General features: G+C 58.4%; 12 protein-coding genes. 8 read left to right on the top strand and 4 right to left on the bottom strand.

All coding sequences use genetic code 11. The annotated features are described in order from the left end of the window. Positions 1-7: 7 nt before the first annotated feature. The 5 genes from pepN (at position 8) to ACZRKZ_RS05245 (ending at position 5,674) form a co-directional block, all read left to right on the top strand. Positions 8-2,665 carry an aminopeptidase N gene (gene pepN, locus ACZRKZ_RS05225; RefSeq protein WP_463980927.1) on the top strand — a complete coding sequence of 886 codons (2,658 nt, stop codon included), beginning with the start codon at positions 8-10 and terminating at the stop codon, positions 2,663-2,665. Positions 2,666-2,803: 138 nt separating this feature from the next. After that, positions 2,804-3,520 (top strand): helix-turn-helix transcriptional regulator, encoded by a 717-nt coding sequence (locus tag ACZRKZ_RS05230; RefSeq protein WP_463970518.1) that lies wholly within the window; start codon positions 2,804-2,806, stop codon positions 3,518-3,520. A gap of 52 nt (positions 3,521-3,572) precedes the next feature. Next, positions 3,573-3,914, top strand: coding sequence for a nuclear transport factor 2 family protein (locus ACZRKZ_RS05235; protein WP_463970471.1), 342 nt, complete (start codon positions 3,573-3,575; stop codon positions 3,912-3,914). Positions 3,915-3,957: 43 nt separating this feature from the next. Continuing rightward, on the top strand, positions 3,958-5,067 hold the full coding sequence (gene zapE / locus ACZRKZ_RS05240; RefSeq protein WP_463980928.1) for a cell division protein ZapE: 1,110 nt from the start codon (positions 3,958-3,960) through the stop codon (positions 5,065-5,067). Positions 5,068-5,182: 115 nt separating this feature from the next. Beyond that, positions 5,183-5,674: a GNAT family N-acetyltransferase gene (locus ACZRKZ_RS05245; protein WP_133103241.1), complete on the top strand. Its 492-nt coding sequence runs from the start codon at positions 5,183-5,185 to the stop codon at positions 5,672-5,674. A gap of 193 nt (positions 5,675-5,867) precedes the next feature. On the opposite strand, the gene ACZRKZ_RS05250 is transcribed toward ACZRKZ_RS05245, so the two are convergent. From ACZRKZ_RS05250 to ACZRKZ_RS05265, 4 genes are all read right to left on the bottom strand, one after another. After that, positions 5,868-6,089 (bottom strand): hypothetical protein, encoded by a 222-nt coding sequence (locus ACZRKZ_RS05250; RefSeq protein WP_463970469.1) that lies wholly within the window; start codon positions 6,087-6,089, stop codon positions 5,868-5,870. A gap of 154 nt (positions 6,090-6,243) precedes the next feature. Then, positions 6,244-8,499, bottom strand: coding sequence for a TonB-dependent siderophore receptor (locus ACZRKZ_RS05255; protein WP_463980929.1), 2,256 nt, complete (start codon positions 8,497-8,499; stop codon positions 6,244-6,246). Positions 8,500-8,656: 157 nt separating this feature from the next. Then, positions 8,657-10,396: a phosphoethanolamine transferase CptA gene (locus ACZRKZ_RS05260; protein WP_463980930.1), complete on the bottom strand. Its 1,740-nt coding sequence runs from the start codon at positions 10,394-10,396 to the stop codon at positions 8,657-8,659. A 158-nt stretch (positions 10,397-10,554) separates the two neighbouring features. After that, positions 10,555-10,731 carry a DUF6026 family protein gene (locus ACZRKZ_RS05265; protein ID WP_463980931.1) on the bottom strand — a complete coding sequence of 59 codons (177 nt, stop codon included), beginning with the start codon at positions 10,729-10,731 and terminating at the stop codon, positions 10,555-10,557. Positions 10,732-10,978: 247 nt separating this feature from the next. Between ACZRKZ_RS05265 and gnd the strand changes: the two genes are divergently transcribed. From gnd to ACZRKZ_RS05280, 3 genes are read left to right on the top strand one after another with little or no spacing between them, the layout of a single operon-like run. Next, positions 10,979-11,983: a phosphogluconate dehydrogenase (NAD(+)-dependent, decarboxylating) gene (gene gnd, locus ACZRKZ_RS05270; protein ID WP_463970517.1), complete on the top strand. Its 1,005-nt coding sequence runs from the start codon at positions 10,979-10,981 to the stop codon at positions 11,981-11,983. Next, positions 11,980-13,503, top strand: a complete 1,524-nt coding sequence (gene zwf, locus ACZRKZ_RS05275) for a glucose-6-phosphate dehydrogenase (protein ID WP_463980932.1) — start codon at positions 11,980-11,982, stop codon at positions 13,501-13,503. The genes gnd and zwf overlap by 4 nt, the downstream gene beginning before the upstream one ends. Continuing rightward, positions 13,500-14,324, top strand: coding sequence for an HAD family hydrolase (locus ACZRKZ_RS05280; RefSeq protein WP_463980933.1), 825 nt, complete (start codon positions 13,500-13,502; stop codon positions 14,322-14,324). Before zwf ends, ACZRKZ_RS05280 begins: the two co-directional genes overlap by 4 nt. The last annotated feature ends 99 nt before the right edge of the window (positions 14,325-14,423 follow it).

Raw genomic sequence — 14,423 nt, forward strand, 5'->3', positions numbered from 1 at the left:
TCGACGCATGCGCACCGAACAACCGAAGATGATCTACCTGAAGGACTATCAGGCGCCTGAGTACCTGATCGACGAGACACACCTGACCTTCGAGTTGTTCGAGGACCACAGCCTGGTCCACGCGCAGCTGGTGATGCGCCGCAATCCTGAACGTGGCGCGGGCCTGCCGCCGCTGGTGCTGGACGGCCAGCAACTTGAGCTGCTGTCGGTGACCTTGGCTGACCAGGAACTGACGGCTGCTGACTACCAGTTGACCGACAGCCACCTGACCCTGCACCCGGCCAGCGATACGTTTACCCTCGACACCAGCGTCAAGATCCACCCCGAGACCAACACCGCTCTGGAAGGCCTGTACAAGTCCAGCGGCATGTTCTGCACCCAGTGCGAAGCTGAAGGTTTTCGCAAGATCACCTATTACCTCGACCGCCCGGACGTGATGAGCAAGTTCACCACCACGGTGATCGCCGAGCAGCACAGCTACCCGGTATTGCTCTCCAATGGCAACCCGATTGCCACAGGCCCCGGCGAAGACGGCCGTCACTGGGCGACCTGGGAAGATCCGTTCATGAAACCGGCTTACCTGTTTGCGCTGGTGGCCGGTGACCTGTGGTGCGTGGAAGACACCTTCACCACCATGAGCGAACGCTCGGTAGCCCTGCGCATCTATGTCGAGCCGGAAAACATCGACAAGTGCCAGCACGCCATGAACAGCCTGAAAAAGTCGATGCGCTGGGACGAAGAAGTCTATGGCCGCGAGTACGACCTGGACATCTTCATGATCGTTGCGGTCAACGACTTCAATATGGGCGCCATGGAGAACAAGGGCCTCAATATCTTCAACTCCAGCGCCGTGCTGGCTCGGGCCGAAACCGCCACCGACGCCGCACACCAGCGGGTCGAGGCAATCGTCGCCCACGAATACTTCCACAACTGGTCGGGCAACCGCGTGACCTGTCGCGACTGGTTCCAGCTCTCACTCAAGGAAGGCTTCACCGTATTCCGTGATTCGGGCTTCTCCGCCGACATGAACTCGGCCACCGTCAAGCGTATCCAGGATGTGGCCTACCTGCGCACCCATCAGTTTGCCGAAGATGCCGGCCCGATGGCCCATGCCGTACGCCCGGACAGCTTTATCGAGATTTCCAACTTCTACACCCTGACTGTGTACGAAAAGGGCTCGGAAGTGGTCGGCATGATCCACACCTTGCTCGGTGCCGAAGGCTTTCGCAAAGGCAGCGACCTGTACTTTGATCGTCACGACGGCCAGGCCGTGACCTGCGACGACTTCATCAAGGCCATGGAAGAAGCCAATGGCGCCGACCTGACCCAGTTCAAACGCTGGTACAGCCAGGCTGGCACGCCACGGTTGGCGGTCAGTGAGACCTACGATGCAGCAGCGAAAACCTACAGTCTTACCTTCCGTCAAAGCTGCCCAGAAACCCCGGACAAGGTGGAGAAGCTGCCATTTGTGATTCCGGTTGAACTGGGCTTGCTGGACGGGAAGGGTGCCGATATCGCCTTGCGCCTGGCGGGTGACGCGGCGGCTGGCAGTACGTCCCGCGTGTTGTCTGTGACGCAAGCCGAACAAACCTTCACCTTCGTCGGCATCGCCGAACAGCCATTGCCTTCGTTGCTGCGGGGTTTCTCGGCACCGGTGAAGCTGAGCTTTCCCTACAGCCGCGACCAGTTGATGTTCCTCATGCAGCACGACAGCGACGGCTTTAATCGCTGGGACGCCGGCCAGCAACTGTCGGTGCAGGTGTTGCAGGAGCTGATCGGTCAACATCAGCAAGGCAAGACACTGGTGCTTGATCAGCGTCTGATTACCGCACTGCGCAGCGTATTGAGTGACGAAAGCCTGGATCAGGCGATGGTGGCGGAAATGCTGTCGTTGCCAAGCGAAGCCTACCTGGCGGAAATCAGTGAAGTGGCGGATGTCGACGCCATCCACGCTGCACGCGAATTTGCTCGCAAGCAATTGGCCGATAACTTGTTCGAAGGCCTGTGGCTGCGCTACCAGGCCAACCGCGACCTGTCCAAGCAAACGCCGTACGTGGCCGCTGCCGAGCATTTTGCCCGACGCGCCCTGCAGAACATCGCACTGTCGTACCTGATGCTCAGCGGTAAGTCCGAAGTGCTGGCGGCGACCCTTGAACAGTTCGAGGCGTGCGACAACATGACCGAACGCCTGACGGCACTGGCGGTGCTGGTCAACTCAACCTTCGAAGAAGAAAAGGCCAAGGCCTTGGCGGTATTCGCCGAAGACTTCAAGAGTAACCCGCTGGTCATGGACCAGTGGTTCAGTGTCCAGGCTGGCAGCGGCTTGCCGGGCGGTTTGGAACGTGTCAAGGCGTTGATGCAGCACCCATTGTTCAATATCAAGAACCCGAACAAGGTGCGGGCCTTGGTGGGCGCGTTCGCGGGGCAGAACCTGATCAACTTCCATGCGGCCGACGGCTCAGGCTATCGCTTCCTGGCCGACATGGTGATCCAGTTGAACGCCTTCAACCCGCAAATCGCCTCCCGGCAATTGGCGCCGCTCACTCGCTGGCGCAAATACGACAGCGCTCGTCAGGCGCTGATGAAGGCTGAGCTGGAGCGGATTCGTTCTTGCGGCGAACTGTCCAGCGATGTGTTTGAGGTGGTCAGCAAAAGCCTGGCGTAACCCTCGTCCCCTGGGTCGACCCATTTTGGTGAGTGGGCCGGCCCAGCCCATCACCTTGGGCCACTGCCCGCTACTGACACTTCCTGGCAGGACTCTTTGCTAAGCTGCGCCGTCTCCCTTTCTTCGAGCGTGATGAGTGTGTCGCGGACCAGCCGTCTATTGACCTTGCTACAACTCCTGCGGGGCAAAAAACGCCCGGTGACCGCCGCCGTGCTGGCCATGGAGTTGGAGGTGTCCGAGCGTACGCTTTACCGCGATATTGCTGAATTGACCGCGCTGGGTGCGCCGATCTTCGGTGAGGCCGGCGTCGGGTATGTGCTGCGCAGCGGGTTGTTCCTGCCGCCCTTGATGCTTAACGCCGACGAGACCGAAGCCATCGTGTTGGGCTTGCGTTATGTCGATCAGCGCGGCGATGAGGTGCTGAGCCAGGCGGCTGCGAATGCACTGGCGAAAATCGAAGCTGTCCTCGATCCCATTGCCCAGGAAGCCATGCGCAATCCCACGTTGCTGGCGGGTCCATCGGGCTATGGTTACCCGGAAAATCGCGTGCCATTGAATGTGTTGCGCAACGCCATTCGTAGCCAGGGCAAGCTGTACATCGATTACGCAGATGCCAAGCAGGCGCCCAGTCAACGCTTGATCTGGCCCCTGGCCCTGGGATTTCTCAATGAAGCGCGGGTGATCGTGGCCTGGTGTGAGTTGCGTGGTGCTTATCGCACCTTTCGCACCGACCGAATCGCCGCCGCCAGCGAGCAGGGGGAACGTTATCCCGGACGTCGCAGCGACTGGTTGCGGGCGTGGCGCAAACTGATGGAACAGAATGAATCTGCGCCTTTCACTCCTGACAAGAACTGACACGTGCCTGCTTTAGGATGAGGCCATAAATCACCAACAAGGAGTTGTCACCATGTCCACGCCTACCCCTGAACTGGCCCCGGCGATTGCCGCTTACATTGCTGCCGCCAATGCCGGTGATACATCAGCTGTGCCTCATTTTTTCGCCGACGATGCCAATGTATTCGATGAGGGGGGACACCAGGTTGGCACCGCCGCCATTGCCCGTTGGATGGAAGATACCGGCCGTCGTTACCAGCCCAGGGTCGAAGTGCTCGATGTTCAGCAGCGCACCGGTAAGGTGCTGGTGAGCAACCTGATCACCGGCAGCTTTCCCGGTAGCCCATTGCAATTGCGCTACATGTTTCGGCTCAATGAGCAGGGCAAGATCTCGCGGCTGGATATTTCCCTGTAGTGCGGTCTTCGAGGCATGGCGCCGCCATGGCATACTGCCTCTTATGACTTTCGACTCGCCACTCGCTGCTTATCAACATGCCCTCCATGAAAACGACTTTGTCCCCGACAAGGCCCAATGGCAGGCTGTGCAAGCCCTGCAACACTGTCACGAAGCCTTGCATCAAGGCCGCACGCCCATCACCGGTGTTTATCTGTGGGGGCCGGTCGGTCGTGGCAAGACCTGGCTGATGGATCAGTTTTACCAGAGCCTGCGGGTGCCGGCGCGGCGCCAGCATTTCCATCATTTCATGGGGTGGGTGCATCAGCGCTCGTTCCAGTTGACCGGCACCCATGACCCTTTGCAGGCTTTGGCCAGGGAGTTGAGCCGAGATGTGCGGGTGTTGTGCTTCGATGAGCTGTTCGTCAATGACATCGGCGATGCCATCATCCTTGGCCGGCTGTTTCAGGTGATGTTCGAGGAAGGGGTGGTGATGGTCTGCACCTCCAATCAACCGCCAGACCAACTCTATGCCGACGGTTTCAATCGTGATCGCTTCCTGCCGGGAATTGACGCGATCAAGCGGCATATGCAAGTGGTGGCGGTAGACGGTAGCGAAGACCATCGGCTGCACCCCGGCGCGGCAGTACAGCGTTACTGGGTTGACCAGCCGCAGGCGCTGGTTGAGCTGTTTCAAGGCATGAGCAATGGGCAGCAGTCCAGCGACGAGCCAGTTATTGTTGGCTACCGTTCGATCGCCGTGGTGCAGTTCAGCGACACCGTGTTGTGGTGCCGTTACGCCGACCTGTGCGAACAGCCATTGGCGGCCATGGATTTCATGCTGCTGTGTGATCGATTCAAGGCCATTTTGCTCGGTGAAGTACCTAACCTGAGTGCGCAAAAACGCCCTGGACGAATCGCTCGCGGCACCGAAGACGGCGCCCTGCGTGTGGATGCTGGAGATCGCCAACTGCCCGAGTTATCGGTGCATGACGACAGCGTTCGTCGCTTTATCGCGTTGGTGGATGAGTGCTATGACCGTAAGGTGGCTCTGTATATCGAAGCCAAGGTGCCGCTGGAAGCGCTCTACACCGAAGGGTATCTGGAGTTTGCGTTCCGCCGCACCTTGAGTCGTTTGCAAGAGATGCAGCTACAGCGCTTCGGCCAGCCGTGAAAGAAGACTCCTGCGCGAAGATGTCGTTAATCTCCTTCATCTAATGCCTGCGCCATGTTTACAATCAGGCTTCCCAGGGGAGGTCATCCCCATCAAGCTGTTATCGAGGAAGGAAATGGACGCCGCAGAAATACTGGTGCTGCAAGCAAGCTATAGCAATCCCGTGCATGCCGAGGCCATTGGCCTGGTGCTCAACCACTACGCGCAAGACCCCATGGGCGGTGGCCAGGGCTTGCCTGCCGATCGACTGCTGCAACTGCCGGCCGAGTTGGCCAAGCGCCCTCACGCTTTCAGTGTCCTGGCCTTTGTCGGCGGCGAGCCAGCCGGATTGGTGAACTGTTTCGAAGGGTTCTCGACCTTTGCCTGCCGGCCGTTGGTCAACGTCCATGACGTGGCGGTCATGGATAAATTTCGCGGTCTGGGCCTGAGTCAGAAAATGCTGCAAAAGGTCGAGGAAATCGCCCGTCAGCGCGGCTGCTGCAAGATCACCCTGGAGGTGCTTGAAGGTAATGCAGTGGCTCAGGGGGCGTATCGCAAGTTTGGGTTCGACGACAATATCTTTGATCCGGTCCACGGTCGAATGTTGTTCTGGAGCAAGGCGCTTTAATGAGTGCGCTATAGCCAGGATTAACTTGGCGTTAACACTTGAGTCGTTTGGTCTAGTTGTTAACTGTCAGAAAGACGTTAAAGTTAGTCATATCGACCAGTGGTAATTTCCAGACATAAAAAAAGCGCCCGATTTCGGGCGCCAAGTTGACCTTCACCATCGGAGCACAATGGCGCAGGGTAGTACGGTTAAATCAGCTATTGGGTTGTTGCGCATCGGTAGACTGCTCGGCCGCACCGGTTTTTTTGCTCTTTGCATCGGTGGAGGCGGTCTGCTCTGTCGTACCGTGGGTTTGTTCCTGGATGAAGCTAAAGTTGTTGTAGAACTCCTTCGAGCGCTCGCCGCCGCCTTCTGCAAGGGCAGCGACGGAGGTCAGGCCCATCAGGCCGGCAAGCATCAATGTCGAAAGTTTCATCGTGTGTGTTCCCATTAAGAGTAATCGGTATCCGCTCCGTCCTTGATCAGATTCATGGGCGTACTCTGCAGCACTTGTATTAAGTGGAAGTTAACGTCAGCGAATCCGAAGTTAACGATTTTGTTAACTTCGGATAGAGGGGGCTCAAGTGCGATTAAAGCTTCCAGTCCAGGGCCAGCGTGATGGAGCGCGGGTCGCCCCAATACACGCCATTATAAAAACCAACGCGCTCGTAATACTTTTTATCAAATAGATTGTTGACGTTAACCGATGCTGATACGTGCTCGTCGAACTGGTAACGGGACATCAGGTTGACCACGGTGTAGGCCTGCTGGGTGATCTTGGTACTTTCGGTGACCAGATAGCCTTCGGTATCTCTGACGCCTCCACCGATAGGCCGATTGGCAAAGTCGTAAAAGTCGCTCTGCCAGTTCACTGCGCCGCCAACGGTGAGTGCGCGCCATTCGCCGGGCAGGCGATAGGCAGTGGACACCCGCAGCAGGTTCATCGGCTCACTGGTTCGATTACGCTGTTTGTCGCCATTCAACGAGTGGGTATAGGTGTAGCCAGCGGTCAGGTTCCAGTCCGGGAGCACTTCGCCCGAGACTTCTACTTCGAAGCCGTTGACCTTGTTGCCCTTGCCGCCGGACTTGTAGAACTCTTCCCCTGTTTTCGGGTCTGGCGCTACTGAGTCATCCAGCTCCGCAACGTTGTCCTGTTTGCTCCAGAAATAGGCGGCCGCCAGGTTCAAGCGCTCCTCCAGCAGACTGCCCTTGAGGCCCACTTCATAGTTGCTGCCAACCACCGGTTCCAGGTATTTTTTGCTGGCATCACGCTCGCTCTGGGGCTTGAAGATGTCGGTGTAGCTGGCGTAGACGGTGTACTCCGGGGTCAGGTCGTAAAGGAACCCGGCGTAGGGGGTCAGCATGTCGTTGTGGGTTTGGCTGCTTTTGGAGACTTTGTCCAGGCGTAAATTGTCGTCGTAGCTGTAGGACTTGCGTTCAATTTCCCAGCTGCCATATCGGCTGCCCAGCACAGCGTGCAAGCGGTCGGTCAAACTCAGCCGTGTGGCCAGATAACCAGCCTTTTGGCGGGTACTCCCTTGCGAACCCTTGAGGTCGGTGTCGGTGCCGGCGAACTTGGGGATGCCCCCCATATGTTTCCAGTCGTTAATGTCGGTGTAGCCCTCCGGCATCATGCCATCACGCATGTAGGGCGAAGAGTCGCGTTGCTCGGATTCACCGTAACCGATCATCAGTTCATGCTCGCGGCCCAGTAGTGAGTAGGAGCCTGCCAGGTTGACATCGACCACGTCCATTTTGGAGGTGCCAAGCATCTGGTTAGTCCAGGCCTTCATGCCACTGCGATCATCGTTGGGGAAGCCCGAGCCACCGTAGTAAACCTTGCCGTCGGTGTCACTTTCGCGGTGGGTATAGGCCGCCTTGAGGTGCCAGTCACCGGCCAGTCGCTGGTCCAGGGTGGCAAAGGTGGTCTTGTCCTTGACCGGCCACGAACTCCAGTGCGCCGCCAGGTTGGCGGAGCGGGGCATCTTGGCCTTGCCGCCATTGCTGTTCCAATACGGCAAGGTGCCCCACGAGGTGCCTTGCACATGCTTGTTCTGATAGTCAAAACCTACGGCCAGAACGGTATCGTCTGTCAGGTCGGCTTCGAGAATTCCGTAGCCCACCTCCCGTTGCAGCGCGTAGTTATCGCGAAACGATTTGCTGTCGCGGTAGGCGAGCACGGTGCGTGCGCGCAGTCGCCCGTCGAACGCCAGCGGGCCGCCCACATCCAGGTAGCTGTAGTAGTCGTCATGGCTGCCACCGCTGACCCCGGTCTTGGCCTGCCATTGAGTGGTAGGACGCTTGCGTATCATATTGATAGTGGCTGAAGGATCGCCCGCGCCGGTGGTTAATCCTGTGGCGCCGCGTACCACTTCGATGCGGTCGTAGATGATGGTGTCGGCGTCCGACTTCATGCGCCCGAAGGTGTTGAGCATGCCGTCAATCTGGAAGTTATTGATGTCGTAGCCGCGAGCCGAATAGCTGACTCGGTCAGAGTCGATGTGCTGGACCACTACGCCGGTGGTCTGGCGCATGGCCTCGGTCAAGGTGTTGAGGTGGAAGTCATCCATTTGTTGGCGGGTGATCACCGAAATCGACTGGGGGGTTTCCTTGATCGACAGATTTAGCTTGGTGGCGGTGCTCATGGAGCCGGTGGTGTACGACCCGGTATTTTCGGTGTTGGCACCCAGGTCCTGGGCGGTGACGGCGGTGGCGCCCAATTCCAGGGCTTGAGCGGGCGTTTCCGATGCCTGTTCCGGGTCGTTTTCAGCCAGCAAATCCGGGCTCAGCACCACGCTGAAAAGTCCCAGGGTCAAGGTCATGGAACGGGTAATAGGCGCGAACATCGCGGCGAACTCCTTGTCGTCTATGAAAAAAATGCCATTGGCTCAAAGACGAAAGGGGCAGGGGATCTTTAGGGTCAAACGAGAATAATTGTTATCTTTGTGTTTCGTCGCGCCGGGTTTCACTGCATTGCGCGTGTGAACCCCGGGTGCGTCGGTGCTACTTCAAGACCACCTTGGCCGGGTCGATCTTGGGTTTCATCAGGCTGAAATCGATCAAGGCTTTCTGCTGGCGCTCATACGGATTGCCAATCATCAAGGGCCGCGGCTTGAAGCTGTCGCTGACCAGGCTCCTGCTGCGGTCCAACTCATCGAAACTCAAGCCGGCCATGTCTGCCCAGGTGTGGATCAACTGCGAACTGCTGTAGGGACGCTGCAGGTCGCCTTCGACGTTCCAGTCATGGTTGTTGCGCCACTTGGGCGAGGCCCATGCCATGAACGGAATGGTGTACATCGGCGCCGTCGGCTTACCTTCGTTGCGGCCCAGGGTGCTGTGACCCGCAGAGTCGAACACGTCTTCGCCGTGATCGGAGAGGTACAGCAGGAAGCCATTGGGATCTGTCTTGGCGTAATCCTTGATCAGGCTAGACACCACAAAATCGTTGTACAACACCGCGTTGTCGTAGCTGTTGTAGGTCGGCAACTGGTCATCGCTGATGTCGGCAGGGACGCCCTGGCGATCCGTGAACTTGTCGAAAGTCGGCGGGTAGCGGTACTGGTAGCTCATGTGCGTGCCCAGCAGATGCACGACGATGAACTTGCGCTCGGCGGTGTCGGCCATAGCCTTGGAGAACGGCTCCAATACGTCGCCGTCGTACTGGCGGGCGTTCTGGTTACGGTTGTTATTCAGGTACACCTGCTCGTCGGCCTGTTCGGAGAACGTCGTGAGCATGGTGTTGCGCTTGGTCATGGTCTGCTGGTTGGTGATCCAGAAGGTCTTGTAGCCAGCCTGCTTCATGACGCTGACGATGGACGGGGTCTTGAGGTACAGGTCCGGGTTGTCTTCGTCGGCGAAAGTCAGCACCTGTTGCAGCGCTTCGATGGTGTACGGGCGCGGAGTGATGACGTTGTCAAACACATCCAGCTGATTACGCAGCTTGTCCAGTTCCGGCGTGGTACTACGCGGGTAGCCATACAGGCTCATGCGCTGGCGGTTGGTGGACTCGCCGATCACCAGCACCAGGGTCGACGGCTGGCCGGCCATGCTGTCCTTGAGATTGGTCAGGGGCGCGATCTTGCTGACGTTGTCCAGCATGCCTTGCATGTTGTCCAACTGTTCGGTGTAGCGGCGGTAGGCGACGATCATCTGCCATGGCACTGCCGGCTCGATGCGGGTCTCGAAGCGGTCCATGGCCAATTCCATGGTTTCGCTCTTGGCGATCTGCCTGACCAGCGGGTAGCCGATAACGGCGATCACAATGATGCTGGCAGCCAGCATCGCCTTGCCTCGTGGCAGGTAGACCGCACGCACACGAGTCCAAAGGAAGACAGCAACGGCAGTGTGGGCGATAAAAGCCAGCACAATCCACCAGGCAAAGTATTGGGTGGCGTACTCACCGGCTTCAGAGATGTTCGACTCGAACATGATGAAGATGACGCTTTGGGAGAATTCCTGCTGGTAAATGAAGAAATAACCGAGGCTGGCCATGGAGCAGGCCCACAGCACCACACCAATCAGCGCCGCCAGCAGGCGGGTCCGCTTGGGGAACAGCAACATGGGCGCCAGCCACAGCGCGCTCATGAAGAAGGCTTGGCGGAAACCGCTGAAACCGGAGGTGCCGGTCAGTTGGATCAGCAGTTGGGTAATGCCCGAGAAGTACCAAAAAAACAGGAACATCCAGCCAAGGCCGGCCCAATCAAAACCTTTCGCAGACTTAGTGCTGCGTTCGAACATCGCCATCCAGCGCTCCACCTGATAATTTTTCCATTTGTCGCGCACTGAAGGCGCGCGACAGCGGCCCCCCGTACGGGGTGCGGCTTTATTGCGCGGGATTATCGGGAAGGAGGTGTGAAAACTTTGTGAGTTCTGTCTGGGTGATATTGCCTACAAAGCGGGGTTCAGCAGATCGCGACTTGCCCGTTTGACGGCTGTGTGAACTGGGCTTGCAGGTGCGAGCGCAGACGCATGACTTCCTGTTGCAACTGGTCGCGCTCGTCTTTCAACTGGCGTAACTCATCGCGGCGGATGGTGACATAGAGGGTTTGTGGCGGACGCGTCATGTGTGCAGTGCTCATTGCTTACCTCGCAAATAGCCGGTGTATCGCGGTGCCAGAGCGCTTGAGTCGAGGCTCTCGGCAACAGTCGGGGCAATTCTGATTTCTTTTTCGACGCAATGGAACTTTTTTATTTTTTATTGTCTCTGTGACTTTTTTGCCCGTGATGGTGAAACAGTGGCAACTTTTTGTCATGAAACTATGGTGAATGGCTCTGGACTAACCCTCATTAGCCTCATTGCACGATAAACTGTGCCACACATTTATTATTCGTAGTAAGGAGCATCAGCACATGCAACTGGGGATTATTGGACTAGGCCGCATGGGCGGTAATATTGCGCGTCGCCTGATGCTCAATGGGCACACCACCGTGGTCTACGACCGCAATGAAGCGTTCGTCAAAGGGTTGAGTGAAGAGGGCGCCACCGGCGTTGCTGACCTGGCGGCCCTGGTGGCCGGGCTGCAAAAGCCCCGGGCGGTCTGGGTGATGCTGCCGGCGGGCGATCCGACCGAAACCACCATCCAGGATCTGAGCGAACTGATGGAACCCGGCGATATCATCATCGACGGCGGCAATACCTTCTACAAAGATGACATCCGCCGGGGCAAAACCCTGTCGGAAAAAGGCCTGCATTATGTGGACGTCGGCACCTCCGGCGGCGTGTGGGGCCTGGAACGCGGCTATTGCATGATGATTGGTGGCGATGCCGAGACAGTCAAACACCTGGACCCGATCTTCGCCAGCATGGCCCCAGGCCTGGGCGACATCCCACGCACCAAGGACCGTACCGCCACTGATGACCGTGCCGAGCGTGGCTACATCCACGCCGGCCCAGCCGGCTCTGGGCACTTCGTCAAGATGATCCACAACGGCATCGAATACGGGATGATGCAGGCGTTCGCCGAAGGTTTTGACATCCTCAAGACCAAAAACTCGGAGAACCTGCCTGAAGAGCAGCGTTTCGACCTCAATGTGGCTGACATCGCTGAAGTCTGGCGTCGCGGCAGTGTGGTCTCCTCCTGGCTGCTGGACCTCACGGCCGACGCCTTGGCCACTGACCCCAAACTCGACGGCTATTCAGGCTCCGTCGCCGACAGTGGCGAAGGGCGCTGGACCATCGAGGCGGCCATGGAGCAGTCGGTGCCGGTCCCGGTGCTGTCCAACTCGTTGTTCGCCCGTTTCCGCTCCCGCCAGCAAAGCACCTACGGTGACAAACTGCTCTCGGCCATGCGCTTCGGCTTTGGCGGTCATGTGGAGACTTCAAAAAAATGACTGCCAACGGCAAGAAACTCAAGGCCGAACCCGCTCCACCCACCACCCTGTTTCTGTTTGGCGCCCATGGCGACCTGGTCAAGCGCCTGCTGATGCCGGCGCTGTACAACCTTAGCCGCGACGGTTTGCTGGGCGATGGCCTGCGCATTGTCGGAGTTGATCACAACGCCATCAGCGATGCCGACTTCGCCAAGAAACTTGAAGACTTCATTCGCACCGAGGCCGCCAGCAAGGTCAAGGGCAATGCCGAAAACGCCCTGGACCCAGCCTTGTGGGGCCAACTGGCCAAGGGCATCAGCTACGTCCAGGGCGACTTCCTCGACAACAGTACTTACAGCGACCTGGCGGCGAAAATTGCCGAGAGCGGCACCGGTAACGCAGTGTTCTACCTCGCCACCGCGCCGCGCTTTTTCAGTGAAGTGGTACAACGCCTGGGCCGGGCCAACCTGCTGGAAGAAACCCCTGAGGCCTTCCGTCGCGTGGTGATCGAAAAACCTTTCGGCTCTGACCTTGCCACCGCCGAAGCGCTAAACGCCTGCCTGCTCAAGGTAATGAGTGAAAAGCAGATCTACCGCATCGACCATTATCTGGGCAAGGAAACAGTACAGAACATCCTCATCAGCCGTTTCTCCAACGTGCTGTTCGAAGCGTTCTGGAACAACCATTACATCGACCACGTACAAATCACCGCCGCCGAAACCGTTGGCGTGGAAACCCGTGGCAGCTTCTTCGAACACACCGGCACCTTGCGCGATATGGTGCCCAATCACCTGTTCCAACTGCTGGCAATGATCGCCATGGAACCGCCGGCTGCCTTCGGCGCCGATGCGGTACGTGGCGAGAAGGCCAAGGTGATTGGCGCCGTGCGCCCCTGGTCCCTGGAGGATGCGCGGGCCAACTCGGTGCGCGGCCAGTACACCGCAGGTGAAATCGGCGGCAAGCAATTGCCCGGTTACCGCGAAGAGGCCAACGTTGCCCCCGACAGCAACACCGAGACGTTCGTAGCCCTCAAGGTAATGATCGACAACTGGCGCTGGGTCGGCGTGCCGTTTTACCTGCGTACCGGCAAGCGCATGAGCATCCGTGACACCGAAATCATCATCTGCTTCAAGCCCGCGCCTTATGCGCAGTTTCGCGACACCGGAGTCGATGAGCTCAACCCCACTTACCTGAAGATCCAGATCCAGCCCAATGAAGGCATGTGGTTCGACCTGCTGGCGAAAAAGCCTGGGCCGACCCTGGACGTGGCCAACATCGAGCTGGGCTTTGCCTATAAGGACTTCTTTGAGATGCAGCCATCCACTGGCTACGAAACCTTGATCTACGACTGCCTGACCGGCGATCAAACCCTGTTCCAGCGCGCCGACAACATCGAAAACGGCTGGCGTGCGGTGCAGCCTTTCCTTGATGCGTGGAAGGAAGATGATGGAGTTCAAGCCTATAAAACCGGTGAAGATGGCCCGGCGGCGGCCGATGCGTTGCTGGCCCGCGATGGCCGGACCTGGCGCAGCCTCGGATGAGTGATGCCGCGATCCATCCCATCCGTTTTGTCTTGAGTGATATGGACGGCACCCTGTTGCTTCCGGATCACAGCCTCAGCCAACGCACCATTGACTCGGTCCGTGCCCTGCGCGAAGCCGGGGTGTTTTTCAGCCTGGCCACCGGGCGGCCACCCAAGGCCATGTTGCAGCAGATCGAAGCCTTGGGCGTTGACGTGCCCACGGCGGGGTTTAATGGCGGCACCCTGGTCAATCCGGATGGCAGCATCCTGATTGCTCACTGGTTGCCGGCAGAAGCGGCACTGATCGCGTTGGCGTTGTTCTGCGATCAACCTGATGTGGAAACCTGGGTATTTGCCGATGGCGACTGGATGTTGCGTGATCCGACGGGTCCCATGGTTCCTCGTGAGCAGCATGGCCTGGGGTATGGGCCGGTGGTGGTGGAAAGTTTTGAGCCGTTCCTGGACCGGATCGACAAAATCGTCGCCGCCAGCACCAATACCCAGTTGCTGATTGAACTGGAGGCGCAGTTGCAGCCCAAGGTTGAAGGACTGGCCCAGGTATCGCGCTCACAGCCGGTCTACCTCGACGTGACCGCGATGAAGGCCAACAAGGGTGAAGCGCTGGCGACGTTGGCGGCCCACCTGGGTGTTCCCCTGGAGCAGACGGCGGCCATCGGCGACGGCGGCAATGACCCGGCAATGTTTCATGTGGCCGGCTTGTCGATTGCCATGGGGCAGGCCGAAGAGGCGGTCAAGCGCCAGGCCAACGTGGTCACCGGCAGCAATATCGAGGACGGCGCAGCAGAGGCCATCGAGCGGTTTATTCTTTCGGCGCGCTGAGGCGCAACGCCCTGCGATAAGCTGCCGTCATCCTCACCCAGTTGATCGTTCCCGCGTAAACGGGAACGATCTTCACCGCTAATAACTCCCCGCTAGCCA

This window comes from Pseudomonas sp. c313, from assembly GCF_055407145.1.

Excerpts from the sequence above, each read along its gene's own strand:
- ACZRKZ_RS05260 (WP_463980930.1), bottom strand. The coding sequence starts at position 10,396 with ATGGCGATGTTCGAACGCAGCACTAAGTCTGCGAAAGGTTTTGATTGG.
- ACZRKZ_RS05255 (WP_463980929.1), bottom strand. The coding sequence starts at position 8,499 with ATGTTCGCGCCTATTACCCGTTCCATGACCTTGACCCTGGGACTTTTC.
- ACZRKZ_RS05265 (WP_463980931.1), bottom strand. The coding sequence starts at position 10,731 with ATGAGCACTGCACACATGACGCGTCCGCCACAAACCCTCTATGTCACC.
- ACZRKZ_RS05245 (WP_133103241.1), top strand. The coding sequence starts at position 5,183 with ATGGACGCCGCAGAAATACTGGTGCTGCAAGCAAGCTATAGCAATCCC.
- ACZRKZ_RS05235 (WP_463970471.1), top strand. The coding sequence starts at position 3,573 with ATGTCCACGCCTACCCCTGAACTGGCCCCGGCGATTGCCGCTTACATT.
- ACZRKZ_RS05250 (WP_463970469.1), bottom strand. The coding sequence starts at position 6,089 with ATGAAACTTTCGACATTGATGCTTGCCGGCCTGATGGGCCTGACCTCC.
- ACZRKZ_RS05280 (WP_463980933.1), top strand. The coding sequence starts at position 13,500 with ATGAGTGATGCCGCGATCCATCCCATCCGTTTTGTCTTGAGTGATATG.
- zapE (WP_463980928.1), top strand. The coding sequence starts at position 3,958 with ATGACTTTCGACTCGCCACTCGCTGCTTATCAACATGCCCTCCATGAA.
- pepN (WP_463980927.1), top strand. The coding sequence starts at position 8 with ATGCGCACCGAACAACCGAAGATGATCTACCTGAAGGACTATCAGGCG.
- zwf (WP_463980932.1), top strand. The coding sequence starts at position 11,980 with ATGACTGCCAACGGCAAGAAACTCAAGGCCGAACCCGCTCCACCCACC.